Below are 24,544 nucleotides of genomic sequence, written 5' to 3' on the forward strand. Positions count from 1 at the left end.
GACCTGCAATGATGGGCCCATGGCAACTTCGGAAACCCAGGACCGGCTCTACTTCCGACAACTGTTGTCGGGGCGGGACTACGCCGCCGGCGACATGATCGCCAACCAGATGCGCAACTTTGCCTACCTGATCGGCGACCGCCAGAGCGGCGACTGCGTGGTGGTGGACCCCGCGTACGCCGCCGGCGACCTGGTCGACATCCTCGAGGGCGACGGCATGCACCTGTCGGGCGTGCTGGTCACCCATCACCACCCCGACCACGTGGGCGGCACCATGATGGGGTTCACGCTGGCCGGCCTGGCCGAGCTGATGGACCGGCAAAGCGTGCCCATCCACGTCAACACTCATGAGGCGCAGTGGGTTTCGCGCACCACCGAGATCCCGATGTCCGAGCTCACCGCGCACGAGCACGGCGACAAGGTCGCCGTCGGCGCCGTCGAGATCGAACTGCTGCACACCCCCGGCCACACCCCGGGCAGCCAGTGCTTCCTGGTCGACGGGCGGCTGGTGGCCGGTGACACCCTGTTCCTCGAGGGCTGCGGGCGCACCGATTTCCCCGGCGGCGATGTCAACGAGATGTTCCGCAGCCTGCAGCAACTCGCGGCGCTGTCCGGCGATCCCACCGTCTTCCCCGGCCACTGGTACTCGGCCGAGCCCAGCGCGCCGCTCGAGGAGGTCAAGCGGACCAACTACGTCTACCGCGCGTCCAACCTGGACCAGTGGCGGATGTTGATGGGCGGCTGAGCCACCGGGAACTCTTGACGTTTCGTAACACCGTTACGTAACGTCGGCGACACCGTCCGCCCCCATCCCTCAGGAGCATCATGAGCGACCCGGTGACCTACCGCCATGACGATTCGATCGCCGTGATCACCCTCGACGACGGCAAGGCCAACGTGCTCGGCCCGCGCATGCAGGAGGCCATCGGTGCGGCACTGGACCGCGCCGAGAGCGACGGGGTCGGCGCGATCGTGCTCGCCGGCAACCAGAAGGTGCTCAGCGGCGGCTTCGACCTCAAGGTGTTCCAGTCGGGCGATCCGCAGGCGGCGCTGGCCATGCTCCAGGGCGGGTTCGAACTGACGCACCGACTGCTGTCGTTCCCCAAGCCGGTGGTGATCGCCTGCACCGGTCACGCGATCGCCATGGGCGCGTTCCTGCTGTGCAGCGGCGATCACCGAATTGCCGCCCCCGGCTACAACATTCAGGCCAACGAGGTCGCCATCGGCATGGTGATGCCGTACGCCGCGCTCGAGGTCATGAAGCTGCGGCTGACCCCGTCGGCCCGCCAGCAGGCGACGGGCCTGGCCAAGGCGTACTTCGGCGAGGCCGCGCAGGCCGCCGGCTGGATCGACGAGATCGCGCTGCCCGAGGCGGTGCTCGAGCGGGCCGAGGAGTCCGCGCGCGAGTTCGCCAACCTGCACCAGCGCGCCCATCACGAGTCGAAACTGCGGGCCCGTGCCGACGCGCTGGCGGGCATCCGGGCCGGCATCGACAACATGGCGGCCGAACTCGGCCTGACCTGAGGCCGACGTGGCCAGACCCAAGCAGCGCACACCTGAGCTGCGGGCCAGGGTGCTGTCCACCGCCGTCGAGGTGCTGAGCCGGGACGGGATGTCCGGATTCACCACTCGCCGGGTCGCGGAAGGGGCGGGCACCTCGCTGCCGGCGGTCTACGAATTGTTCACCGACAAGGCCGGTTTGGTGCGCGCGGTCTACCTCGAGGGGTTCCGGCGGCTCGGCCGCGAGCTGGCCGCGGTCCCGGAAACCGGTGCGCCGCTGGCCGATCTGGAACAGCTGATCGCGGTGTTCCGACGGTTCTGTCTGGACTACCCCGCGCTGGCCCGGGTGATGTTCTCCCGTCCGTTCGAGGACTTCGACCCGCGCCCCGGCGATCTCCACCCGGACGCCCCCACGGTCCGCGAGGTCCTGCTGGCGCGGGTGCGGCGCTGCGTCGACGAGGGCGCGCTGACCGGCGATCCGGTCGACATCGCCCACGTGCTGCTCGCCCTGGCGCAGGGTTTGGCCGTCCAAGAGGGCGGCCGCTGGCTCGGCGGTTCGGCGGCCTCGGTCGACCGGCGGTGGGCCGCCGGGGTGCGCGCCCTGCTGCGCGGCTTCGCGGGTTAGATGCCCAACCGGCGGGCCAGGTCCGGGCCGCCGACCGTCGCGATGAAGTCGGGATCCCCGCACACCACCAACTGGTCGCGGGCCCGCGACAGCCCCACGTAGAGGCGCTCGCGCGAGCGTTCGAACTTGGCCTGCTCGTTGACCACCAACACCACCGCCCGGCGCTCGAGCCCCTTGAAACCCAGCACGTGACCGTAGAAGACCTGATCGGTGTCCCAGAAGCTGTCCCAGTAGGCGTCGTGCCCCTCGGCCTGCCGGGCGACCTGCTCGGGGTGCCGGCTGCCGGTGGTCAGCAGCGCGACATCCTCTGGGCGCCAACCGGATTCCAGCAGCAGATCCACCTGATCGTCGCCGGCGGCCACGGCCTCGGCGGTGCTGCACGCCACGAACGTGACCGCCGGGCCCTCCCCGCCCAGGAAGCGCATCGGGTGGTCCACCAGCGGCTGGAACGCCGTGGCGATCTGGCGGGTATTGCGCAGGTTGTGGTCGAGGATCAGCGGCACCAACGGCACCGGCGGGGCGCCGTGGCGGTCGAAGACCCGCTGCCCCTCGTCGGTGAACACGTAGATGCCGCCGGACTCGTCGTCGCGCAACGCGGCCAGGATCGGGTCCCACCACGCGTCGGCGAAGTCCTGGGCCTCGTCGATGACCACGGCGTCGAACCGGTGCCCGGGTTCCAGCGCCGCGGCCAACTCGGCCATCTGGTGCGGCAGGTCGTGCTCCCAGAACCGGACCGTCTCCTCGTTGCGGACCGATTCGTCGGGACCGACCGGCGCACCCCAAGTCACCCCGAGTTGATGGAACTCACCGACGTAGGCGGGCTGCTGGCGCCGCGGCCACTTGGCGGTGATCCGCTGCAGATAGCTCGCCAAGCCGTGGGAGTAGCACACCAACGCCACCCGCTGACCACGTTGGGCGAGCCGGCGCGCCTGCTCGACGGCCAGGAAGGTCTTGCCGCTGCCCGCTCCCCCGCGCACCTCCACGCGATGCAGTTGCCGGATCGCGTCCAGGATCACCGACTGATGCTCGGTGAGCAGGTCGGCGGCGTCCTCGTTCGCCAGGGCCCGGGCGACGACGTCGCGCTGGGGCAGGCCGCGCCCGCCGAACACGACCTGGAGTTCCTCGATCCCCTCGGCGGTCAACAGCGGCCGCTGCAACTCCTGGTCGACCAGCACCTGCCGCAACCGGTCGACGATGTCGGACAGGTCGTCGCGGTCGATCACCTTCCAGCGCGGGCACTCCGACAGCGCAAAGTCCGCCGGGATCGACGAATTCGGGAAGACCACCACGTGGTCCCACCGCAACCGGTGCTGGGTCCAACGCGGGTCGGCCTCGACGAAGGACCGCAGCGCGTAACAGGCCTCGCGCGCCTGGCGCACCGGTTCGATCTCGTGGTGGTGCCCGTCGCGGCGACGCTGCAGCCAGCGCTGCCCGTCGTGGGTGACCTCGCCGCCCTTGACCTCCAGGCAGACGATGCCCGCACCCTCGAGAGCGACGACGAAGTCGACCTCGTGGTCCTTGAGGTGGTCGGTGACCCGCTTGCCGGGAATGACCAGATCCGCCGGGCCCAACTGGGTGCGCAACGCGTCCCAGACGCGCCGCTCGGCGCCGTTGATCAGCCTGGGCACCTCGCCCGGAATCGTGGCCACCCCGCGTCCCCCTTCACCGTCGGCGTCTCGGTTCGGATGCTAACCGGCCGGCCCGACAGTTGCGCCCTACCTCCCGAGCACGGACGATCGAGAAGATGCCGGGACCCACAGCGCAGACCAGAATCGAAGACGACGAGTTCGCCGGCCTGGCGTACGCGCGCAGCCGATCCGAGATCCTGGCCGCGCTGGGCACCACGGCCGAGGGCCTCACCGGCGCCGAGGCCGCGCAGCGCCTCGCCGTCGACGGACCGAACCGGCTGCCCGCACCCAAGCAGCGCTCGGCGATCGTGCGGTTCTTCGCGCAGTTCAACAACGTGCTGATCTACATCCTGGTGGCCGCCGGCGTGCTCAAGGCGATCCTGGGCGAGTGGGTGGACTTCGCCGTCATCATGGCCGCGGCGGTGATCAACGCGGTCATCGGCTACCTGCAGGAGGGCAAGGCCGAACGCGCACTGGACAGCATCCGACAGATGCTGTCGGTGACCGCCCAGGTCCGCCGCGACGGCGACTGGGTCAACATCGACGCCGAACAGGTGGTGCCCGGCGACGTCGTGCGGATCGGTTCCGGCGACCGGATCCCGGCCGACATGCGCCTGCTGGAGGTCACCAACCTGCGGGTCGAGGAGTCCGCGCTGACCGGCGAATCGGTCCCGGCGACCAAGAGCACCACCCACGTCGACGACGACGCCGGCCTGGGCGACCGCACCTCGATGGTGTACTCGGGCACCATCGTGGTGGCCGGCACCGGGATCGGCGCGGTCACCGCCACCGGATCGGCCACCGAGATCGGCCGGATCCAGTCGATGATCACCGAGGTCGAACCGCTCGCCACCCCGCTGACGCGCCGCCTCGAGCAGTTCGGCAAGCAACTCTCGGCGGTGATCCTCGGCATGGCGGCGGTCATGCTGCTGATCGGCCGGTTGGTCCACGACTTCTCGATCAGCCAGATGATCTCGGCGGCCATCAGTTTCGCGGTCGCGGCGGTGCCGGAGGGTCTGCCCGCCGTCGTGACGGTGACCCTGGCCCTGGGCGTGCAGCAGATGGCCCGCCGGCGCGCGATCACACGCAAGTTGCCGGCGGTGGAGGCCCTGGGGTCGGTCAACGTCATCTGCTCGGACAAAACCGGAACCCTGACCCAGAACGAGATGACGGTGCGCACGGTGGTGAGCGCCCGGAACCGGTACTCGGTGACGGGCACCGGCTACCGGCCCGACGGCGACATCGAACTGGCCGGGACGCCGGTGTCCCTGGGCGAGCACCCTGACCTGGCCGCGCTGCTGACCACGATGGCGGTGTGCAACAACGCGCGCCTGCGCCGGGACGGCGAGCAGTGGCAGCTTGTCGGCGAACCCACCGAGGGTGCCCTGCAGGCGCTGGGCGCCAAGGCCGGCGTCGACCGCGACGCGTACCCGCGGTTGGCGGAGTTGCCGTTCGAATCGGCCAACAAGTTCATGGCCACCCTCAATTCTGCCGCCGACGACCAACATTCGCTGCACATCAAGGGCGCTCCCGACCGGCTGCTGGACCGGTGCACCAGCCAATGGCGCGCGGGTGCCCCCGAGCCGCTGGATCGCGAGTTCTGGGAGGCTCGCATCGACGAACTCGGCGACCAGGGGCTGCGGGTGCTGGCGGCGGCACGCAAGCCTGTGTCCCCGGAAAGTCTTGGCAGCGACGAGATCTCGCTGGAGGACATCGACGACGGGTTGGAATTCCTGGGACTGGTGGGCATCGTCGACCCGCCGCGCCCGGAGGCCGTCGAGGCGATCCGCAGCTGCCACGACGCCGGGATCCGGGTCAAGATGATCACCGGCGATCACGCCGGGACCGCCCGCGCGATCGCGCGCGAGATGGGCATCACCGACGACCCCGATCCGCCGGTGTTGACCGGCGCCGACCTGCAGGCCATGAGCCAGCCCAGGTTGCGCGAGGTGGCCGACGAGGTCGACATCTACGCGCGGACGAGCCCCGAACACAAGCTGCGGATCGTCAGCGCGCTGCAAGCCGAGGGCAAGGTCGTGGCGATGACCGGCGACGGCGTCAACGACGCGCCGGCGCTGACCCGCGCCGACATCGGCGTCGCGATGGGCATCAAGGGCACCGAGGCCACCAAGGAGGCGGCCGACATCGTGTTGGCCGACGACAACTTCGCCACCATCGAGCGGGCGGTCGAAGAGGGGCGCCGGATCTATGACAACATCCGCAAATCAGTGCTGTTCCTGTTGCCCGCCAACGGCTCTCAGTCCCTGGTGATCCTGGTCGCGGTGTTCTTCGGGTTCGCGCTGCCGCTGGAACCGGTGCAGATCCTGTGGGTGAACATGGTCACCTCGGTGACGCTGTCGTTGGCGCTGGTGTTCGAGAAGGCCGAGTCGGGGCTGATGCAGCGGCCGCCGCGCGCGGCCGACCGCTCCATCGTCGCGCCGATCGACCTGTCGATGATCGCGCTGGTATCGGTATTGATCGCCGGCGCCACGCTGGCGGTGTACTTCTTCGTCAGCGGCGGCGGGCATCCGCTGCCCGTCGCCCAGACCGCGGCGGTGAACATGCTCGCGTTCGGTCAGCTGGCGTACCTGCTCAACTGCCGGTTCGTGACGTCGTCGAGCCTGCGCCCGGCGGTGCTGCAGGGCAATCCCTGGATCTGGCGGATGGCCGGCGCGTTGGTGGTGCTGCAGTTGATCTTCACCTACGCCCCGTTCATGCACGGCACGTTCGGTTCCGCGCCGATCGCCGTGCGCGGCTGGTTGCTGGCCGTAGCATTGGCCGTGGTGGTCTTCCTGGCGATCGAGGCGGCCAAGGCCGTCGGGCGCCGGATGGGTTACTAGATTCACCGGGAGGAACCGTGAGCAATCTGGAAGTCGAACCCGTGGAAGTCGATTGCGGGGCGGGGCCTTCGGAGCGCATCGAGATCCTCACCCCGCGCGATGTCCCGCTCGGCGGCCCGCGGGCCATGCGCGTCAACCGCACGCTGCCGCAGCGGCAACGCTCGATGGTGGGCGCCTGGTGCTTTGTGGACCATTACGGCCCCGAAGATGTCCGGACCCGGCCCGGCATGGATGTCGCACCGCATCCGCACACCGGATTGGCCACGGTCAGTTGGCTTTTCAGTGGGGAGATCGAGCACCGCGACTCCGGTGGCGTGCACGCGATGGTGCACCCGGGTGAACTCAACCTGATGACCGCCGGTACCGGCATCTGCCACTCCGAGGTGTCGACCCCGGCGACGAGCATCCTGCACGGCGTCCAGTTGTGGTTCGCGCAGCCGGAGGAAGCGCGCCACGGCGACCGCGGCTTCGACCACTTCGCGCCGGAGCCCACCGCGGCGGGCGACGCGCAACTGATGGTGTTCCTGGGCTCGCTCGCCGGTGCGAGGTCGCCGGTCCGGACACCGACGCCGCTGCTGGGCGCGCAGATCGACCTGCCCGCCGCCGGATCGGTGCGGCTGGATATCGATTCGACGTTCGAGCACGCCGTGCTGATCGACACCGGCGCACTCGACGTCGCCGACACCGCGGTGGCGCAACACGAGTTGGCCTACCAGGGTGTCGGCGAGACCACGCTGACGTTGACCAACACCGGCACCGACAGCGCGCGGGCCATCCTGCTCGGCGGCCCGCCGTTCACCGAGGAACTGCTGATGTGGTGGAACTTCGTCGGGCGCACCCACGAGGAGATCGTCGAATACCGCGCGCAGTGGCAGGCCGAGTCCGCGCGGTTCGGCGCGGTACACGGGTATCAGGGTGAGCTGGACCGGATTCCGGCTCCCCCGCTGCCGACCACCAGGCTCAAACCACGACAACAACCGAAGCGAAAGGGCCTCTCATGACTCTCACCGACAAGACCGGCGCCCCCGTCACGGTCACGAAGGAATCCGACCGGTTCACCGTCGGCGTCGACGGCAAGACCGCGGGCCATACCGCCTACGTCGAGCGCGACGGCCGGCGCGTCTTCTTCCACACCGAGGTGTCCGACGGCTTCGAGGGTCGCGGGCTGGCGACCCTGCTCATCGGGGCGGCGCTGGCGGCCACCCGCGACGAGGATGTGCGGATCGTCCCCGTCTGCAGCATGGTCGCCGCCTACGTCGACAAGCACCCGGAATTCGCCGCCATCGCCGATGAGGCGACGCCGGAGATCCGGGAATCACTGCCGGACTGAGCGCCTCAGGCGCCCACCCGGCTGAAGAAGGCCGCACCGACCAGTCCGATCGCGATCGCGACGGCGACCTGCCCACTCATCACGGCCACCGCGACGCCGGTGACAACGGCGACGCCGATGACGAACAACAACACCGCCAACAGAGCACGGTGGCCGCTGATGGACCCACCCGCGGCGGGCGGCAGCGCCTTCTTGGACTGTCCCACCGGGCCGTCATCAAATCCGACCATTGCATTCCCCTTCACTTATGGCGTGGACCACAGTGTAGAGCCTTGTGTGGGATAAAGCACAGTGACACCGCCAAACCGATATGCAAGGTCAGCTAAGCTATTTCCGCAGGTGACAGCGCCACAGGTGGCCAGCTGCGAGAATGCGGTTACCCCGTGCGTCCGCACCGATCAGCTGGCGCGCAGGTGCGGCATCCGGTCGGCGTGTTCGGCCTGCCAGCGCCGCTCGACGCGGTTGACCCGACGGTGCTCCAGGGTGATCAACAACGTGCCCGCGGTGACGATGGCTCCGGCGATCAGCGCAAGGGTCAGCGACAGACCACTGTTGCCATACGCCGACGCCGCCACGGTGCAGGCGATGAGCACGGTGCCGATCCCCAGCAGGAGCAGCCCCGGCCACCACAGCGTGTCGATGAACGATTCACCGGCGTGCGGCTGGGTGGTCCGAGAGTGATCGATGGGGTCCCTATGTGCGCCCTTCATCGCGCCTCCCTTCATCGCAGAGATAACCCCAGGATACGCTGGTTGTGATGCGCGTCACAGGGCTCGCAGCCTCCTTCGCCCAAAGGGGAGTTCGGGCCGGTTTGTGCGAGTAACTTTCGGCATTTCGGCCATCTCGGCGAATGGCTGGCATCATCGCAGCCATGACTCCCGCCGCTCGCCGCACCGCGGTGCTCGCCGCGTTGTGCGGGCTGCTGCTGATCTCCTGCTCGCCGGCCAACCCGGCCCCGGTCGATGGATTTGTCTTTGGCTACCAACCACTTTGGCCCTTCGCCGACCAGCAGGAGGCGGACCAATCCACGGCCGACTGGCACGCTGACCCCGGCGCCACCGCGTTGGCGTTCACCCGGGATTTCCTGGACTTCAACGAAATCGACCGGATCGCAGGGGCCACCGAGGACGACGACGAGGCCTGGGTCGACGTCGGTTATCGACTTCCCGACGACCGGGTGGCCACAGCCGCGACGATCCACCTGGCCCGGTTCGGCCCCGCCGCCGATGCGCCGTGGGAGGTGGTGGGCACCCGCGACGAGGTGCTCACGCTCCAAGCGCCGCCGTACGGCAGCCTGGTCCGCGACACCGTCGAGGCCGGCGGCCGGATCACCGGCATCGACGAGAGCCTGCACCTGCAGATCCGCCAGTCCGGTCAGGACCGCGCTCTCGGCGACTACTGCTGCTTACCGGCGGGCGGTCAGGACCAGCCGTGGTCGGCGCAGGTGAGCATGACCCGCGCACCCCGACCGGGCACCGTCACCGTGGTCGTCTCGACGGGTGGACACGTCGCCGAGGTGGAACGTTTCGCGGTCACCGGCCTCCGGGTGCAGTGATCCGGCCGGGCGACCCGGAACCATAATCGTCATTGTTCGCCACACTCTCCGGGGCGAGGTATGCGCCGTTCCCCACGGTGAGGCGTCGCGCCGCCGGTCCGTCACTGATAGAATCTGAATTAACAGAGCGGGTCGGGCGGCCAGCGTCACGTGCGCACGTTCCCGGTTTTCGCACGACGGAACCATCGAACAAGGGAGCATCCGTGAGCGAGCAGTCCTGCGCCATCGTGGTGGGCGGAGCATCGGGCATCGGGGCGGCGATCGCCCAGAGCATGGCCCGGGAGGGCAAGACCGTGATCGTGGCCGACCGCAACACCGAGGGTGCGCAGACCGTCGTGGAGCAACTGCCCGGCACCGGACACGCGGCGCTGCCGGTGGATGTCGCCGATGAGGCCAGCGTTGCGGCGATGTTCGAGCAGGCCGCCCAGCACGCCGCGAGCATCGACACCGTGGTCCACTGCCCCGGCATCACCACGCTCGGGCTGGTGACCGATCTGCCCGTCGCCAAGTTCCGCCGCGTGGTGGACGTCTGCCTGAGCGGCACCTTCCTCGTCATCCAGCAGGCCGGTCGCCACCTCGTGGACGGCGGCGCCATCATCACGCTGAGTTCGCTGAACGCCCGCCAGCCCGCCGTCGGCATGAGCGCCTACTGCTCGGCCAAGGCCGGCCTGTCGATGCTGACACAGGTCGCGGCGCTCGAGCTGGCCCCGCGCATCCGCGTCAACGCCGTGGCGCCGGGTCTGGTGCACACCCCGCTGACCTCGGGCGCCCTGGGCGTCGACGGCGTGGAGTCCGAATATGTGGAGAACATCCCGCTGGGGAAACCGGGTACGCCGGAGGACATCGCCGAGGCGGTGCTGTATCTGGCTCGAGCGCAATGGATCACCGGCGAGGTCCTCGATCTCAACGGCGGCGCTCACATGATGCGCTACCCGAATGTGCACGCCCACTTCGAGCGGGCCACCCAGCCCGCTGCCGGCCCGCAACCGGCCGGCTGACGAACGCGCCGCTGCTTCACGTCCAGTTATTACCAATATCGGCATCTGCGACAACGGGCTAGTTGCAGTAAAGCCACATCAGGCCATATGGTTAGTTTTGATTCTAGTCAAGATCGGACGAGGTGGAAATGCAGAACACCGTTTGCGTCGCGGGAGTCGGGATGACCCCCTTCGCCAAACCCGGCAAGAGCCAGGACTACCAGGAGATGGGGGCCCAGGCCGCCAAGGCCGCGCTGGCCGATGCGGGCGTGGACTACGCCAAGATCAACCAGGCCTACGTCGGCTACGTCTACGGCGACTCGACCTCGGGTCAGGCCGCGCTGTACCACCTCGGCCTCTCCGGCATCCCGATGGTGAACGTCAACAACAACTGCTCCACCGGTTCGTCGGCGCTGTGGCTGGCCCGGCAGGCCGTGGCCGCCGGCGTCGCCGACTGCGTGCTGGCACTGGGCTTCGAGCAGATGCGTCCCGGCGCCCTCGCCGCGGTGTGGGACGACCGTCCGAGTTCCACCGGCAAGTTCGAGGAGGTCGCGCAAGCTCAGCCCGGTGCGGACCCGCAGGCGCCGATGGCCGCGCAGCTGTTCGGTGGCGCCGGCGTCGCGCACATGGAGCGCTTCGGCACCAAGCCCGAGACCTTCGGCCGCATCTCGGTCAAGGCGCGTAAGCACGCGGCCAACAACCCGTTCGCCGTCTTCCGCACCCCCGTCGAACTCGACGAAGTGATGTCCTCGCCGCAGATCTGGGGGCCGCTGACCCGACTGCAATGCTGCCCGCCCACCTGCGGCGCGGCCGCGGCGGTGGTCTGCAGCGAGGAGTTCGCCGCGGCGCACGGCATCGACGGCGCCATCCGGATCCGGGCGCAGTCGCTGGTCACCGACCTGCCCGGGGCGTTCAACGGCGAGGACATGCGCCGCGTCGTGGGTTACGACATGACCGCCAAGGCCGCCAGCGAGGTCTACGAGGCCGCCGGCGTTGGGCCCGAGGACATTCCGGTCGTCGAACTGCACGACTGCTTCACCACCAACGAGCTGATCACCTACGAGGGCCTGGGCCTGACCCCGGAGGGCACGGCCGAGAAGTTCATCCTCGACGGCGACAACACCTACGGCGGCCGCGTGGTCACCAACCCCTCCGGCGGGCTGCTGTCGAAGGGCCATCCGCTGGGCGCCACCGGCTTGGCGCAGTGCGCCGAACTGGTGTGGCAGTTGCGCGGCCAGTCCGGCGACCGCCAGGTCGAGGGCGCCACCCTCGCGCTGCAGCACAACCTCGGTCTCGGCGGCGCCTGCGTGGTCACCCTCTACGAGAAGGCGGGAGCCCGATGAGCGCCGAATCCCTGAAGGGCTACCAGTGGCCCGAGAGCACCGTCGACATCGAACGCGGTCGAGTTGCCATGTTCGCCAAGGCGATCGGTGAGACCGATCCGGTCTACTCCGACCTCGAGGCGGCCCGTGCGGCCGGACACCCCGACCTGTTGGCGCCGCCCACCTTCGTGTTCGGCATCGACCTCGAGCACTCCGACACCCTGGGCGTGCTCGAGGCCAACGGGGTCGACGTGTCGGCCGTGCTGCACGGCGAGCAGCGGTTCACCTATCACCGGCCGGTGCACGCCGGCGACACGCTGTCGTTGCGGGCCGAGTTCACCGACTACTACTCGAAACGCAACGGCGCCTTGGAATTCCTGGTTCGCCGTTCACAGCTGACCTCGGGCGACGAGCTGGTCGCCGAGATGGAAAGCGTGTCCGTCATTCGAAATGGAGCGCCCTCGTGAGCACCGACATCGCCGAAATCCAGGTTGGCACCGAACTCCCGCCGCTGGAGCTCGCGCCGATCTCCCGCACCACCCTGGCCCTGTTCGCCGGCGCCTCGGGCGACCACAACCCGATCCACGTCGACATCGACGCAGCCAAGGCCGCGGGCTTCGAGGACGTCTTCGCCCACGGCATGCTCTCGATGGCCTACCTGGGCCGGCTGGTCACCTCGTGGGTGCCGCAGTCCCAGTTGCGCTCGCTGAGCACCCGATTCACCGCGATCACCCCGGTGCTGGCCCAGCCGACCTGTACCGGAACGGTGACCTCGGTCGACGAGGTCGACGGCGAGAAGCGCGCGACGGTGGACGTGAAGATCACGCTGGCCGACGGCACGGTGACACTGGCCGGCGAAGCCGTCGTCGCGCTGCCCTGAGGCGCCGCGCCGCAAAGATCGACGTTCGCCTCAGCGCGGCGCGGGACGTGCCCGCCTATAATCATGCTTCACTGACGGGCACGGATCACCCGCCGACCGGCACACGAGGGGAGGGACGCCAAGTGGCACAAGCCGTCCGCCAGCACGCCCGGAGTTCGGTGCGCAAGCTGCAGTTGTCCCAGGCCGCCGCCCGGTTGTTCTCCGAGCGCGGCTACCACAACGTCAGCATGGACGACGTCGCCTCGGCGGTCGGGCTCACCGGCCCCGCCCTGTATCGGCATTTCCGCAAGAAGCACGACATCCTGGCCCAGGCGGTCTCCGAGCAACTCGGCGCGGTCGAGGAGGTCGCGGCGCGGGCGGTGGCGGCCGACCTCGACCCGGCGCAGCGGTCGGCCCAGTTCCTGTCCGAACTCGCGGATCTGGTGCTCGAACGCGAAGAGGTCCTACTGTGGAAGCGGGAGCGACGGCAGCTCTCCGAGGCCGAACAGGACCAGTTCCGGCTGAAGCTCAACCAGGTTCTGCGACTCACGATGCAGGCCCTCGGGCTCGACGACCACGACCAGCCGGCCAGCGACGCCGAGCTGCGGGCGTGGAGCGTGCTGGCCGTCTACTCGAGCGTCTCGGCGATCCGTCGACGCCTCGACGACGCCACCGTCAAGTCGATCCTGCAGTCCATGGCCACCAACATCCTGGACTGCGAATTGGACGGCGCCACCGCCGATTCGGCGCCGCCGGCCTACCTGCGACGCCCGCCGGGCCGGCGTGAGCGCATCCTGGCCGCGGCCACCCGGCTGTTCCACGGCCAGAGCTACCACGCCGTCGGCATCGAGGAGATCGCCGCGGCCTCGGACACCGCGATCGCCACGTTCTACCAGTACTTCAACGGCAAGGCCGAACTGTTGCAGGCGGTTCTGCACCGCGGCGCCGAGGGTCTGCACTACGTCACCAACCACCGGCTGCCGGCTGCGCGCACACCGCAGGAGGCCGTCGATGTCATCGCGTGCACGCTCATCGAGTTGGCGCTCGGACCGCATCAACCGATCCTGGCCATCCTGGCCGCCGACCTGATCTATCTGCCCGAGCCCGCGCAAGAGGCGATCCGGACCAGCGAGCGCGAGTACATCGACGAGTGGGTGGCCGCGATCGTCGGGATCCGACCGGACCTGTCGGTGCACCACGCGAGGTTGTTGGCGCAGGCCTCCATCGGTCTGGTCACCGACATCACCCAGACCCAGAGCATGCGTGCCCGCCCCGGCATCGCGATGGAACTGCACCGGCTGGTGGCCGCCGTTCTGGCCAGCTGATCAGCCCACCGAGGCACGCGCGAAGGCGCCGATCTCGGCGACCGCCCGCTGCGCGCGCGGCATGTACGCGACGAACATCGGCCAGGCGTGGCACACACCCGAGTAGATCGACAACGTCGAGGCCGATCCCCCGCGCTGCATCGCGGCGTGCAACGCCTTGGCGTCATCCAGCAGCACCTCGCGGTCGCTGACCTGGATGAGCGTCGCCGGCAGCCGATCGAGCGCGCCGAACACCGGCGAGGCCAACGGATCCCGCGGATCGTGATCCCGAAGGTAGGCCGCGGCCAACCCCTGCACCGAGCGCCGGGAAATCGCCAGATCGGCCTCGGCGTGGGTGTCGAAGCTCTCCCCGGAGGCGGTGAAGTCGGCCAGCGGCGACACCAGGACCGCGGCCGCGGGCACCGCGGTGCCTGTGTCGCGCGCGCGGATCAGGGATGCCACGGTCAGCCCGCCGCCGGCGGAATCACCGGCCAGCACCCAGCGGGGTCCGAACTGCACTGCGGCCCACTCCATCACGGCATGGGCGTCCTCGACGGCGGCCGGGAAGGGGTGCTCCGGGGCCAGTCGGTAGTCCGGCACGATCACCGGGTGCCCGCAGGCCGCCGACACCGCCGCGGCGACGCCGCGATATCCCGTCGGCGACCCGATGAGGTAGCCGCCGCCGTGCAGCCACACCACCGCGGCGCTGTCGTCGACCGCGCCGGCGCTGACGCGCAGCGCCGGGACTCCACCGGCCGACACCTCGGCCACCGCCGCGTCCTCGGGCAGCGGAAGCGAGGTCATCATCGCGTCGAGCTTCTCGCGCATCACGGGCAGCGGTTGGCGCCCGTCGCCGAATACCTCCCGCAGCTGCTCCTCGGCCCGCTCGAGCGCCTCGGCGTCCGCCTGCGTCCAGTCGTCGTCGGAAGGCAACGCACTCATCTCGACCACCCATCTGCCGCGGCTGGGCCCCGCCCGCCCGGGGGCTCCGCCCTAGCCATTTCCTACAAGAATCAATACTAACTCTAAGGCCATAATAACCTGTCACAGCGCCATTGACTGGCCTGTCTGATGAAGTTAGCCTTCACAAAGGACCATTTGCGACACATTGTCGCCGCGCACAGATGAGGACCCCCATGCCCCGACTCTCCGACAAGACCGCAATCGTCACCGGAGCCACCACGGTAACCCCCGGCGGCCTGAACATCGGCGGCGCCGCGGCCACCGAACTGGTCGCCGAGGGCGCCCGGGTGGTGCTGGCCGACCTCAACATCGACGGCGCCACGGCGCTGGCCGAGGCGCTCAACGAGGCCCGCGGCCCGGGCGTCGCGGTCGCCGTGCAGACCGACCTGCGCCACGAGGACCAGATCGAGAAGCTGGTGGCCACCGCCATCGAGACCTTCGGCGGTATCAACGTCCTGTTGAACATCGCCGGCGTCTTCCCGCCCGGCGACGGGGACATCGCCACCATGTCCACCGAGGTCTGGGACGACGTCATGGCGGTCAACCTGCGCAGCGCCATGCTCACCACCAAGCATTCGCTGCCGCAGCTGCGCGCCAACGGCGGGTCGATCGTCAACACGGCGTCCACCCACGCGTTCGCCGGGGACACCAGCCTGACCGGATACGGCGCCACCAAGGCCGCCCTGCTGGCCCTGACCGCCTACACCGCAACCCAATACGGCCAGGAAGGGGTGCGGTGCAACGCGATCTGCCCCGGCACCACCACCACGCCGCCCGCCCAGCAGCTGCCCGACGTGGTCAAGGACATCTACCGCCGCCACACCCTGGCCAAAGACCTCAACGGTCCCGCCGAGCTCGCCAAGGTCTACGCGTTCCTGGCCTCCGACGACTCCCGGGGCATCAACGGCGAGACCATCCGGGTCGACGGCGGCCTGCTGGCGCACCAGCCGTTCATGCCGGACATGGTGGCCCTGGGGGCCGCGACCGCGACGTCGCAGTAGCGAATCAGGCAGTAGCGAATCAGGCAGTAGCGGATCAGATCGGTTCGAAATCGGCGATCAGCCACCGGCCGTCGACCTTCTCCACCAGCACCCGCGCGGAGGACTGGGTCACGGTCGGTGCGCTGTCGCCCACCGTGGTTGTCTGGTCGATGTAGACCAGCAACTCGGCGCGGTCGGGCGTCGAGGACACCACGGCCGCGGCCGGCACCGACGCCTGCGCCGAGATGTGCTGCTCCTTGGCACCGGGAATCACGACGTCGTTGATCAGCGCGGCGAAGCGGGACCGAAAGTCCCCCGTCAGGTACTCGCTGGCGGCGGTCAAGTCGGCGTCGACATGTTCGGCGCGGTAGGACAGCATCGCTGTGGTGGCCTCCGTGGCCGCCGAGACCGCCTGGGCCGCACCGACCTCGGACAGCGCGCCGGGCTGCGCGTGCCACTTGAGGTAACCGACGCCCAACGCCATGACCAACACGGCCAGCGGCAGCACCACGTAGGCCAGGGTCTTCTGCTGCGGTCGCCTCATGACACGTACGCCACATCGGACATCTTGGCGGCGTCACCGCTGCGTTGCACCCCGATGCGCATCCGCCAGATCTGCGGATCCTGCTCCGGTGCACCGGCGTAGGTCATCTTCACCGACATCAGCACCAGCACCTGTGCGCTGTCGCCGTCGCGGGACTCCAGGCCGGCCGACGTCACCGAGCCCTCCGAGGTCGACTTCGCCTGCCGCACCACCTCCGCGAACGGTTCGGCCCGCTTCTCGAAGTCCTCGCGGAACACCCCGGTCGACGAGTCCAGGATCTCCTGGATGTCGGCGTCCACCGTGGCGTGGTCGATGGTCGTCAGGTTGAGCACGCCTTGGCGGGCCGCCTCGACGAACTCGGCCTGTCGCGCCTCGTCGCGGTGCTGCTCGACGGCCCGATAGCCCAGCCAACCGCCGAGGCAGCCGAGCACCACCAGCGCCCCGGTGCCCAGGGCGATGGCCGCCCGGACGCCGTCGAACCGTTGTGCCGGTGGATCGTTCAGCTCGCCGGTGGCGGCATCAGCATGCTCTCCCACGTTTTGCCTTCCGTATGCGTCGCCAGGTTCGCCTGGTTGTAGAGCTTGCCGTCCGGTCCGACGTAGTCGCCGGTGGCCGGGTCGTACTCGGCGACCGGCAGCGGGGCGGGCCGCTCCTCGGCGGACGGCGGTGGCAGCTGCGGAATGCCCTGGCCCGACAGGGTGGCGTTCGGGTCGCCCTTCCAGTTGAAGCCGTCGTTGAGCGGCACGTACTCCTCGTCGCTCTCGCACATCTTCACCGTCGGCGCCCGCTTGCCCGGGCGGGTGATGCACGGGTAGTTGCGGTTGCCGCGCACGACGTTCCACGAATCCTGCGGGATCCGGCAGTACAGGTCACCCTCGATGGGATCGGCCGTGGCCTCCACGTTGGGTGTCAGCTGCTGGTCGGCCGGCAGGAATCCGGTGGTGCACACCGGCGGCAGGTTCAGGTTCAGGTTGAAGCTGACGTACAGGCCGGGGTACTTGCGCAGCGAATCCTTGTTGGCCAGCAGCGCACCTTGCAGGCTGGCCGTCAGCTGCGGCAGCAGCACCAGCACCTGTTCGATGGCCGGCTGGTAGGTCACGGCCACCTCGCCCACACTCACCAGGTTCGCCATCAGCACCGGCAGAGTCGGCTTGAGCCGGTCGAACAGCTGCCGGGCCTCCTCGGCCGTCTCGGCCCCGTTCTCGATCAGGCCGGCCACGGCGGGATCGGCCGAACGGACCTGCTCGGTCAGGTTCGCCAGGTGTGCGCCCCAGGCCTGGATCGAATCGGCGGTCTCCGCTTGGGAATCCATCAGCGGGGCGGCCTTGTCGATCAGGGTGATCAGCGGGTCGAGGTTGGCGCGGGCGTCGCTGGCCAGCTGCGTGGAGCCCTGCACGATGCGGGACAGCTCCGGCCCCAATCGGCCTACCGCGGTGTAGCTTTCGTCGATGACGGTCTTGACGTTGTCCTTCGGGATCGCCTGGATGCCCCGGTTGGTCGCGTCGAGCAGCTTGTTGATCGGCGGCGGGACGGTGGACCGATCCAGCGGGATCACATCCCCGTCACGCAGTTCGGGGCCGTCCTCCGAGCGGGGCAGCAGGGCAACGTACTGCTCGCCGATGGCCGACACGCTGTGCACCTCTGCACTCAGATCCGACGGGATGTTGATCCCGCTCTTGAGCGACAGCACGGCCTCGACCCCACCGGTGTCCGTCAGCCGCACATCGGTGACCCGCCCGACCTTGGTGCCGCGGTAGGTGACGTTCGCGGTCTGGTACAGGCCACCGGTCTGTGGCAACTCGACGGTGACGGTGTACTGACCGATGCCGAGCATCGACGGCACCTTGACGTAGCTGAACGCCATGATGGCGCCCGCGACCAACGAGACGATCCCGAAGATCGCCAACTGCATCTTGATTCGCTTGGTCACCATGTCAGGGCCCCTGGTTGAACTGGTAGGGAGCCACCAGCGGATTGCCCGCGGTGTACGGACTGGGCAGCTGCCCGATGGTGCGACCCCACTGCATCTCCAACTCGGTGAGATCACCCTCCCAGCGGGTGCCGTTGAGCAACCCGTCCCCGAGCCGGCTCAGGGTGAGGTCGAAGATCACGTCGGTGTTGAGGTAGTCGCCGCGCACGATCTTCTCGATGTTCTCGATGGGCCACGGGAAGGTGGCCAACAGGCTCAGCGCGCGCGTCATGTCCGGCCCGGCGTTGGCCAGGGACTTGAACACCGGTCCGAGGGCCTGAAGTTCGGACACCAGGCTCTGCTTGGTCTGGTTGACCGTGTCGGCGGTCAGCGCGCTGAATTTGCCGAAGCCGTCGACGGCGTCGGTGAGGTTCTGTCGGTTCTCGCTGAGCACCTCGAGCGCGTTCGGGATGGTCTCCAGGGCGTTGTCCAGCACCGGCTTCTGGTCGGCGAACTGGCCCACCAGATTGTTGAAACTGTCGCTGGCCGCGACGATGTCGCCGGTCTGGGTGTCGAGGCGGCCGACGAACAGGTCCAGCTGTTCGATCAGGCTGCGCAGGTCGCCCTCCCGGCCGACGAATGCGGTGGCGAACGCCGCGGTGATGTCCTGCATCTGCCCCACACCGCCGCCGTTGAGGAGCAACGACAGCGCGGCCAGCGTCTGGTCGGTGGTCGGGTAGGCGGCCCCGGCCTGCAGCGGGATCAACGCCCCGTCCTGCAACCGGCCCTGCGGGGCAACGTCGGTCGGCGGTCCGAGCTCGACGTGCAGCGAGCCGAGCAGGCTGGTCTGGCCTACGGTGGCCCGCGCGTTGGCCGGCAGCTCGACATCGCCGTTGAGCCGCATGGTGATCAGCGCGTGCCAGTCCTGCAGCTCGATCTTGGTGATGGTGCCCACGTTGACGTCGCCGACGCGAACCCGCGAGTTCGGTTCAATGGTCCCGATGTCGGGCAACTGTGCCCGCACGGTGAAGGCACCGTCGCCGCCGCCCTCGGTGCCGGGCATGGACAGCGAGTTCAGACCGCGCCACTCGCAGCCGGTCAGCACCGTCACCGCCACCGCCGCGACGGCGGCCAAACACCGCTTACGCCAGGAGATTTGAGCGAGGGACATCACGAACCTCCTTCGGCCGGCAGCAGCAGGCCCGGCAGTCCCGCGGCCGGATCGGCGGCGCCCACGGGCACCGCGACCGGCGCGGTCTCGGCCGGCGGCGCCGGGGCCGGGTTCTGCACCGGGTAGTAGTCGGGCCGCAGCCGATCCTCGCTGTAGGTCAGCTCGTTGGGACGCGCCGACTGACCGACGAACAGGTTCTCGCCCAGCGGCGGGAAATTCATCTGCCGGTTCTTGACGATCGGCGCGAGGTACTGCATACACAGCTTCGCCGAATACTCGGAGTTCAACCGTGCGGCCGCCTCCACCGAGCCGCACACCAGCGACATCGGATCGGCGAAGTTGTTGACGGCGAGCATGCCGGTCAGCGCGCCCTGCGAGGGCTGGTAGACGTTGGCGAAGTTCTGCGCCGCGGTCGGGAACGAGTGCAGTGCCTGCTCGATGTCATCGAGGCTGCCGTGCACAGCGGTGGAGATCGACGCCAGCTTGTCGACGGCGATACCGGCCGCCTCCCGGTTCTCGCGGACGAACTGGGTCGCCGTCCCGACCACCGAGTTGAGGTCGTTGATCGCGGCACCCACCGCGCCGGGATCGTCGGCCAGCAGCCCGGTGACCGCGGCCAGGTTGCGGTTGAGTTGCCCGAGCAGCTGCGAGCTGTCCTCGAGCGCGGTCACCACCACCGACAGGTTCTTGAGGCTGGCGAAGGTGTCGTCGCTGTGATCACCGAGGGCCGAAAGTGCCTGCGACATCGTCGTGACGGTTTCCCGGATGTTGACGCCCTGTCCGCGCAGGTTCTCGGCCGCGGTGTTGACGAACTGCCCCAGCGTGCTCACGCCGCCGGGTTCGGTGGGCTGCAGCGCGTCGGAAAGCTTCTCCAGCTGGGCGCGCAGGTCGTCCCATTCGAGTGGCACCGCGGTGCGGTCCTCGCCGATGACGGCACCGTTCTCCAGCACCGGCCCCGACGTGTAGGCCGGCGTCAGCTGAATCGCCCGGGCGGTCACCAGCTGCGGTGACACGATGACGGCCTTGGCGTCGGCGGGCACCTGATACTTGCCCTTGACCCAGAAGCTGACCTTGACCCGACTCGGTTCCGGCTCAATGCTTTCGACGGCACCGACGGGGAAGCCCAGGATGCGCACCTCGTCGCCGACGAACAAGCCGTTGCTGTTGTCGAAGTACGCGACGACGTTGGTGCGCCCGGCCTGGTTGAACGCGCGTAGCGCCAGCACCCCGCCGGCGACCACGACCAGTACCAGCGCGACGATCAGGCCGGTGCGCAGTGTCGGTTTGCGCATCACTGTCCTCCTCCGCCGTGCGGGACCGGGCCGGCCGGTGAGCCGACATCCGGCGTCGACGTGGGCTCGACCTCGGGCAGCAACTGCGGCGCTTCACCGTTGGGCCACAGCGCCGGCGGTCCGGGAGCGGGCCCGCCCGGCGGCGGCGCGGGCAGCGGTTCCCGGTACGGATACCGCGGGTCGCCCGGGTTGCCCGTGATGGCGTCGGGCACCGTGAGCCGGGGCTCACCGCCCTGACCGGTGCGCGGGAACGGTTCCGGCAGCGCCGGGGTCGCCGGTTGGCCGGTCTGCGGCGTGATCAATTCCGAGGGCAGCTTCACGTTGGGATCCAGACCCAGATCCGAGAACGCCGCGTCGATGAACGGCTGCACCAGTTGACCCGGCGCGTTCGACAGGTACGCCTTGAAGAACGGGCCCGACCCGACGGCATCGCCCAGCGACATCGTGTACTTGTTCAGGTACACGATGGCCTCCGTGACGCGTTCCTTGCGGTTGTCGACGATGGCCAGGACCCCGTTGAGCTTGTCCAGGGCGGGCTTCATCTGTTCGCGGTTCTCCTCGATGAACGCCGCGAGCTGTTGGGCGAACGACGACAGATTGCGGGAGATCTGCTGCAGCGCAGTGCTTTGCGAACTCAGCTGGGCCAGCAGCGCATTGCTGTTGGACACCAACTCGGCGACCTGGTCAGCGCGCTCGGAGAGCACCCCGGTGGCCTTGCTGGCGTTGCTCAACAGGTTGCGCAGTTCGGTGTCGCGCTGGCCGAGCGTGTCGGAGAACCGTCCGACGCCTTCGATCGCGGCCCGCAGATCCGGCGGGGTGTGCTGGAAGGTGTCGGCCAGGGTGGCCAGCGCGTCGGACACCGTGTCGGTGTCCAGACCACTGATGGTGGCGGACAGATCGCCCAGGGCGTCGGGCAGCTGATAGGGCGACATCGTGCGCTCCACCGGGATCGTCGAGTCCAGTCGTCCCTCACCGCGGGCGGTGATCTCGAGGACCTTGGAGCCCAGCAGGCTCTTGGTGCGGATCCGGGCCTCGGTCAACTCACCGAGGTGCACACCTTTGTCGACGTCGAAGTCGACGAGGATCCGGTTGCCGTCCAGGTCGATGTTGGAGACCTCCCCCACCCGGAACCCGGCCACCTGCACCGGGGCGCCCGCCTGCAGGCCGCCGGCCTCGGCGAAGTACGCGGAGTAGCTGCGGGACGAACCGCTGAAGGGAAGCTTGTCGTAGTTGAGCGAGACCAGCGCGATACCGACGGTCAGCGTGGCGCCCGTGAGCCCGACGAGGAAGGGGTTGCGTTCGGCGAACGGTTTCATTTCGGTGCACACCTCCCCGTGGATTGCTCGATGAGTTTGACGTAGACCGGCTGACCGCCCTTGCCGTTGAGCTTCAACGACATCGAGCAGAGGTACTCGGGGATGAAGTCGCCGCGGTTGCCCAGGCGCGCCAGCCGCTTGTAGGCATCGGGGAGCGAGTTGAGCAGGTTGTCGAGGTACTCGTGATCGGCCAGCGCCAGCGAGTTGACCCGATCGGACTGCGCGACAGTCTCTTTGAATGGCGCGCGCGCCTGCATCAGCAGGTCGGAAACCGTCGCCGAGGCTTCGTTGGTGTAGGCCACCGCGTTGGTGACGTCGACCTTGCGCTGCTCGAGGCCCTGCACCAACTCCGACAGCGAGTCGACCGCCTTGCCGAACTGCTCGGTCTGGCCGCCGAAGGTGCCCAGCACGGTGTTGAGGTTGGTGATCACCTGCCCGATCAGCTGATCGCGGTCGGCGAGCGTGTTGGTGACCGTGGCCGCGTGGCTCAAAAACGACCCGATGGTCGCGCCCTCGCCCTGGAACGCCTGGATCAACGCGCTCGACAGCGTGTTCACCTGTTCGGGGTCCAGCGCGCGGAACAGCGGACGGAACCCGCCCAGCAGCGTATCGAGGTCCAGCGCCGGCTCGGTGCGGGCCACCGGGATGGTGCCGTCGGCGGGTAGCCGCTGCATGTCGCCGGCACCCTCCACCAGCGCCATGTAGCGGTCGCCGATCGGGTTGGCCCAGCGGATCTGCGCCTTGGTGGCCTCGGTGAGGGACACCGAAGGATTGGCGGAGAACTCGACGACCGCCAGCGAGTTCTGCTGGACCGAGATCTTCTTCACCTGACCGACTTCCACGCCGGCGACGCGGACGAAGTCGTTGATCTCCAGGCCGCTCACGTCGGTGAACTCGGCCTTGTAGAGCGGCTGATCGGAGAACCGCAGGTTCGCAAAGATCGCCAGCAGACCGAACGTGGCGACAACACACGCCACCACGAACACGGTTAGGTTGACGACGACACGTCGCAGGTTAGTTCGCACGGTTGATCCTGGTCCTGTGGGTCATGGTCCGGTGGGTCATGGTGCTGGTTCCGGTGCGGGCGGGGCCGGCGGGGCGGGATGCTCGGGCACACCCGGCCACAGCGGGGTGCCGTCGGGTCCGTACCACGGGGCGCCGTAGGGCGGGCCGCCCGGCCACGGCGGCGGGGGTCCCGGTGCCGGGCCGCCCGGATACCGCAGCCGCGGCGGTTTGGGGACGCCCTTGGTGACCGGGAAGTAGTTCACCCAGCCCGGGAAGCCGATTCCCGGATTCGGCCGGATGTCCAGGCCGGTGCCGAATCCGGTGTCGGTCACCAGGTATCGCACGGGGTAGTTCTTGCTGACGTCGGGCAGCGAGCCACAGCTCGGCTTGCCTCCGGGTCCGCCCTTGGCGTTGACCACCGGCAGATGCTGCGGGTACTTGTACGGGTCGTCGCCCAGCAGCAGCCCGACGTCCTGCACCACCGATCGGCCGTTGCCGCCGATGTTCTCGTAGCCACCGTTCTCCAGCGCGAACCTCGCACCCTGCAGCAGGCAGGTGTAGATGGGGTCGTACTTGAGCAGCAGGCTGGTGGTCGGCTCGAGGACGTTGATGCCCTGGATGATGTTGTCGCGGTTCGGCGCGATCAGGTCGATCCCGCTGTTGGAGAAGCCGATCGAACTGAGCAACAGCGCATCGAGGTCGCTGGCGCGGTCGGCGATGGTGGTGCTGGTGACGCTCGCCGCGTCCAGCGTGCTGAGGATGTCTTGGGCCGCACTGCTGTAGGCATCGCTGAAGCCCTTGAACGACACCCAGTTCTTGCCGACGTTGTCCATCCGCGGATTGATCGCCAGCAGCACCTCGTTGGCGTCCGTGGTGGCTTGGCCCATTCGCTCGCCCTGTCCGCGGACGCCGTCGGCCACGGCCGTCAACACGGCACTGAGCTTGGAGACGTCGATCTGGTCGAGCAACCCGACGAGGTTGTCGAACACGGTGTTCACCTCGGTGGACACGTTGCGGGCCTGCAGCACCGCGCCGGCGGCGATCCGCTGCGCGCTCGGTTCGGCCGGATAGATCAGGTCGACGTACTTGGCCCCGAAGGCGGTGGTGGAGGCGATCTCGGCCTCCACGTTGGCGGGGATGTAGTCCACCTGGTCGGGGAAGATCTCGAGCTGCAGTCCCACGGGGTGCTTGCCGCCGGAGATGCCGGCGACCCGGCCCACCTCGACGCCCTGCAGCTTGACCTTGGCTCCCGACTCCATCACCAGACCCGAGCGGTCTGAGGTCAAAGTGACTGGCACATAACGGCGGAACGTGCCGGCGAAGATCGCCGAACACATCACCACCAGACCGATGACCGTCAGGAACAGAGCCGCTGTCCACCACAGGGGGTGAACCCGACGTTGGCCCAATGTGTTCTCCATCGA

General features: G+C 68.7%; 25 protein-coding genes. 13 read left to right on the forward strand and 12 right to left on the reverse strand.

Translation table 11 applies throughout. From position 1 onward, the window contains the following. Positions 1 to 19: 19 nt before the first annotated feature. The 3 genes from EL338_RS19415 (at position 20) to EL338_RS19425 (ending at position 2,125) form a co-directional block, all read left to right on the forward strand. Positions 20 to 745 (forward strand): MBL fold metallo-hydrolase, encoded by a 726-nt coding sequence (locus tag EL338_RS19415; RefSeq protein ID WP_126335239.1) that lies wholly within the window; start codon positions 20 to 22, stop codon positions 743 to 745. A gap of 80 nt (positions 746 to 825) precedes the next feature. Next, positions 826 to 1,524 carry a crotonase/enoyl-CoA hydratase family protein gene (locus EL338_RS19420; RefSeq protein ID WP_126335240.1) on the forward strand — a complete coding sequence of 233 codons (699 nt, stop codon included), beginning with the start codon at positions 826 to 828 and terminating at the stop codon, positions 1,522 to 1,524. 7 nt (positions 1,525 to 1,531) lie between these two features. Then, a complete protein-coding gene (locus EL338_RS19425) occupies positions 1,532 to 2,125 on the forward strand; it encodes a TetR/AcrR family transcriptional regulator (RefSeq protein ID WP_126335241.1) in 594 nt (197 codons plus the stop codon). Here EL338_RS19425 and EL338_RS19430 read toward each other — a convergent pair. Next, positions 2,122 to 3,774, reverse strand: coding sequence for an NERD domain-containing protein (locus EL338_RS19430; protein WP_126335242.1), 1,653 nt, complete (start codon positions 3,772 to 3,774; stop codon positions 2,122 to 2,124). The two genes, EL338_RS19425 and EL338_RS19430, sit on opposite strands and share 4 nt — an antisense overlap. 95 nt (positions 3,775 to 3,869) lie before the next feature. Between EL338_RS19430 and EL338_RS19435 the strand changes: the two genes are divergently transcribed. From EL338_RS19435 to EL338_RS19445, 3 genes are read left to right on the forward strand one after another with little or no spacing between them, the layout of a single operon-like run. After that, positions 3,870 to 6,593, forward strand: a complete 2,724-nt coding sequence (locus EL338_RS19435) for a cation-translocating P-type ATPase (protein ID WP_126335243.1) — start codon at positions 3,870 to 3,872, stop codon at positions 6,591 to 6,593. Positions 6,594 to 6,610: 17 nt separating this feature from the next. Next, complete coding sequence (locus tag EL338_RS19440; protein WP_126335244.1) at positions 6,611 to 7,594, forward strand: pirin family protein; 984 nt, start codon at positions 6,611 to 6,613, stop codon at positions 7,592 to 7,594. Continuing rightward, complete coding sequence (locus tag EL338_RS19445; RefSeq protein ID WP_126335245.1) at positions 7,591 to 7,923, forward strand: GNAT family N-acetyltransferase; 333 nt, start codon at positions 7,591 to 7,593, stop codon at positions 7,921 to 7,923. Before EL338_RS19440 ends, EL338_RS19445 begins: the two co-directional genes overlap by 4 nt. Positions 7,924 to 7,928: 5 nt before the next feature. Here the strand turns inward: EL338_RS19445 and EL338_RS19450 are convergent, their stop codons facing one another. Next, positions 7,929 to 8,153, reverse strand: a complete 225-nt coding sequence (locus EL338_RS19450; protein WP_126335246.1) for a hypothetical protein — start codon at positions 8,151 to 8,153, stop codon at positions 7,929 to 7,931. Positions 8,154 to 8,321: 168 nt separating this feature from the next. Further along, on the reverse strand, positions 8,322 to 8,633 hold the full coding sequence (gene usfY, locus EL338_RS19455) for a protein UsfY (protein WP_126335247.1): 312 nt from the start codon (positions 8,631 to 8,633) through the stop codon (positions 8,322 to 8,324). A 161-nt stretch (positions 8,634 to 8,794) separates the two neighbouring features. On the opposite strand from usfY, the gene EL338_RS19460 reads away from it, so the two are divergent. The 6 genes from EL338_RS19460 to EL338_RS19485 all read left to right on the forward strand — a co-directional run bounded on the left by EL338_RS19460 (position 8,795) and on the right by EL338_RS19485 (position 13,961). After that, positions 8,795 to 9,478 carry a hypothetical protein gene (locus EL338_RS19460; protein ID WP_126335248.1) on the forward strand — a complete coding sequence of 228 codons (684 nt, stop codon included), beginning with the start codon at positions 8,795 to 8,797 and terminating at the stop codon, positions 9,476 to 9,478. A 203-nt stretch (positions 9,479 to 9,681) separates the two neighbouring features. Beyond that, positions 9,682 to 10,476, forward strand: a complete 795-nt coding sequence (locus tag EL338_RS19465) for an SDR family NAD(P)-dependent oxidoreductase (protein WP_126335249.1) — start codon at positions 9,682 to 9,684, stop codon at positions 10,474 to 10,476. A 128-nt stretch (positions 10,477 to 10,604) separates the two neighbouring features. After that, complete coding sequence (locus tag EL338_RS19470; protein ID WP_126335250.1) at positions 10,605 to 11,798, forward strand: lipid-transfer protein; 1,194 nt, start codon at positions 10,605 to 10,607, stop codon at positions 11,796 to 11,798. Next, on the forward strand, positions 11,795 to 12,244 hold the full coding sequence (locus EL338_RS19475; protein ID WP_126335251.1) for a MaoC family dehydratase N-terminal domain-containing protein: 450 nt from the start codon (positions 11,795 to 11,797) through the stop codon (positions 12,242 to 12,244). The genes EL338_RS19470 and EL338_RS19475 overlap by 4 nt, the downstream gene beginning before the upstream one ends. Beyond that, positions 12,241 to 12,657, forward strand: coding sequence for a MaoC family dehydratase (locus EL338_RS19480; protein ID WP_126335252.1), 417 nt, complete (start codon positions 12,241 to 12,243; stop codon positions 12,655 to 12,657). The genes EL338_RS19475 and EL338_RS19480 overlap by 4 nt, the downstream gene beginning before the upstream one ends. 122 nt (positions 12,658 to 12,779) lie before the next feature. Continuing rightward, complete coding sequence (locus EL338_RS19485) at positions 12,780 to 13,961, forward strand: TetR/AcrR family transcriptional regulator (RefSeq protein WP_126335253.1); 1,182 nt, start codon at positions 12,780 to 12,782, stop codon at positions 13,959 to 13,961. Here EL338_RS19485 and EL338_RS19490 read toward each other — a convergent pair whose 3' ends face one another. After that, the gene (locus tag EL338_RS19490; protein WP_126335254.1) at positions 13,962 to 14,882 is read right to left on the reverse strand and encodes an alpha/beta hydrolase; all 921 of its coding nucleotides are present in this window, start codon (positions 14,880 to 14,882) and stop codon (positions 13,962 to 13,964) included. Between the two features lie 194 nt (positions 14,883 to 15,076). Here EL338_RS19490 and EL338_RS19495 point away from each other — a divergent pair, with 194 nt between their 5' ends. Further along, complete coding sequence (locus EL338_RS19495) at positions 15,077 to 15,904, forward strand: SDR family NAD(P)-dependent oxidoreductase (RefSeq protein ID WP_126335255.1); 828 nt, start codon at positions 15,077 to 15,079, stop codon at positions 15,902 to 15,904. Between the two features lie 34 nt (positions 15,905 to 15,938). On the opposite strand, the gene EL338_RS19500 is transcribed toward EL338_RS19495, so the two are convergent. The 8 genes from EL338_RS19500 to EL338_RS19535 are packed head-to-tail and all read right to left on the reverse strand — an operon-like array spanning position 15,939 to position 24,541. Continuing rightward, positions 15,939 to 16,427, reverse strand: coding sequence for a hypothetical protein (locus EL338_RS19500; protein WP_126335256.1), 489 nt, complete (start codon positions 16,425 to 16,427; stop codon positions 15,939 to 15,941). Beyond that, positions 16,424 to 16,963, reverse strand: coding sequence for an Rv1363c family protein (locus EL338_RS19505; protein WP_126335257.1), 540 nt, complete (start codon positions 16,961 to 16,963; stop codon positions 16,424 to 16,426). The genes EL338_RS19500 and EL338_RS19505 overlap by 4 nt, the downstream gene beginning before the upstream one ends. Further along, complete coding sequence (locus tag EL338_RS19510) at positions 16,927 to 18,360, reverse strand: MCE family protein (RefSeq protein WP_126335258.1); 1,434 nt, start codon at positions 18,358 to 18,360, stop codon at positions 16,927 to 16,929. The genes EL338_RS19505 and EL338_RS19510 overlap by 37 nt, the downstream gene beginning before the upstream one ends. A 1-nt stretch (position 18,361) precedes the next feature. Further along, positions 18,362 to 19,507 (reverse strand): MCE family protein, encoded by a 1,146-nt coding sequence (locus EL338_RS19515; protein WP_126335259.1) that lies wholly within the window; start codon positions 19,505 to 19,507, stop codon positions 18,362 to 18,364. Beyond that, positions 19,507 to 20,799 carry an MCE family protein gene (locus tag EL338_RS19520; RefSeq protein ID WP_126335260.1) on the reverse strand — a complete coding sequence of 431 codons (1,293 nt, stop codon included), beginning with the start codon at positions 20,797 to 20,799 and terminating at the stop codon, positions 19,507 to 19,509. Before EL338_RS19520 ends, EL338_RS19515 begins: the two co-directional genes overlap by 1 nt. Next, positions 20,799 to 22,115, reverse strand: coding sequence for an MCE family protein (locus EL338_RS19525; protein WP_126335261.1), 1,317 nt, complete (start codon positions 22,113 to 22,115; stop codon positions 20,799 to 20,801). Before EL338_RS19525 ends, EL338_RS19520 begins: the two co-directional genes overlap by 1 nt. Then, on the reverse strand, positions 22,112 to 23,140 hold the full coding sequence (locus EL338_RS19530) for an MCE family protein (RefSeq protein ID WP_126335262.1): 1,029 nt from the start codon (positions 23,138 to 23,140) through the stop codon (positions 22,112 to 22,114). The genes EL338_RS19525 and EL338_RS19530 overlap by 4 nt, the downstream gene beginning before the upstream one ends. 36 nt (positions 23,141 to 23,176) lie before the next feature. Next, positions 23,177 to 24,541 (reverse strand): MCE family protein, encoded by a 1,365-nt coding sequence (locus EL338_RS19535; RefSeq protein ID WP_126335263.1) that lies wholly within the window; start codon positions 24,539 to 24,541, stop codon positions 23,177 to 23,179. Positions 24,542 to 24,544: the final 3 nt, after the last annotated feature.

The sequence above is a fragment of the Mycolicibacterium chitae genome (assembly GCF_900637205.1).
Lineage (GTDB): Bacteria > Actinomycetota > Actinomycetes > Mycobacteriales > Mycobacteriaceae > Mycobacterium > Mycobacterium chitae.

Coding starts and splice junctions, on each gene's coding strand:
- EL338_RS19460 (WP_126335248.1), top strand. CDS start 8,795: ATGACTCCCGCCGCTCGCCGCACCGCGGTGCTCGCCGCGTTGTGCGGG.
- EL338_RS19420 (WP_126335240.1), top strand. CDS start 826: ATGAGCGACCCGGTGACCTACCGCCATGACGATTCGATCGCCGTGATC.
- EL338_RS19475 (WP_126335251.1), top strand. CDS start 11,795: ATGAGCGCCGAATCCCTGAAGGGCTACCAGTGGCCCGAGAGCACCGTC.
- EL338_RS19450 (WP_126335246.1), bottom strand. CDS start 8,153: ATGGTCGGATTTGATGACGGCCCGGTGGGACAGTCCAAGAAGGCGCTG.
- EL338_RS19490 (WP_126335254.1), bottom strand. CDS start 14,882: ATGAGTGCGTTGCCTTCCGACGACGACTGGACGCAGGCGGACGCCGAG.
- EL338_RS19495 (WP_126335255.1), top strand. CDS start 15,077: ATGCCCCGACTCTCCGACAAGACCGCAATCGTCACCGGAGCCACCACG.
- EL338_RS19520 (WP_126335260.1), bottom strand. CDS start 20,799: ATGCGCAAACCGACACTGCGCACCGGCCTGATCGTCGCGCTGGTACTG.
- EL338_RS19470 (WP_126335250.1), top strand. CDS start 10,605: ATGCAGAACACCGTTTGCGTCGCGGGAGTCGGGATGACCCCCTTCGCC.
- EL338_RS19435 (WP_126335243.1), top strand. CDS start 3,870: ATGCCGGGACCCACAGCGCAGACCAGAATCGAAGACGACGAGTTCGCC.
- EL338_RS19415 (WP_126335239.1), top strand. CDS start 20: ATGGCAACTTCGGAAACCCAGGACCGGCTCTACTTCCGACAACTGTTG.
- EL338_RS19510 (WP_126335258.1), bottom strand. CDS start 18,360: ATGGTGACCAAGCGAATCAAGATGCAGTTGGCGATCTTCGGGATCGTC.
- usfY (WP_126335247.1), bottom strand. CDS start 8,633: ATGAAGGGCGCACATAGGGACCCCATCGATCACTCTCGGACCACCCAG.
- EL338_RS19445 (WP_126335245.1), top strand. CDS start 7,591: ATGACTCTCACCGACAAGACCGGCGCCCCCGTCACGGTCACGAAGGAA.
- EL338_RS19515 (WP_126335259.1), bottom strand. CDS start 19,507: ATGTCCCTCGCTCAAATCTCCTGGCGTAAGCGGTGTTTGGCCGCCGTC.
- EL338_RS19535 (WP_126335263.1), bottom strand. CDS start 24,541: ATGGAGAACACATTGGGCCAACGTCGGGTTCACCCCCTGTGGTGGACA.
- EL338_RS19500 (WP_126335256.1), bottom strand. CDS start 16,427: ATGAGGCGACCGCAGCAGAAGACCCTGGCCTACGTGGTGCTGCCGCTG.
- EL338_RS19525 (WP_126335261.1), bottom strand. CDS start 22,115: ATGAAACCGTTCGCCGAACGCAACCCCTTCCTCGTCGGGCTCACGGGC.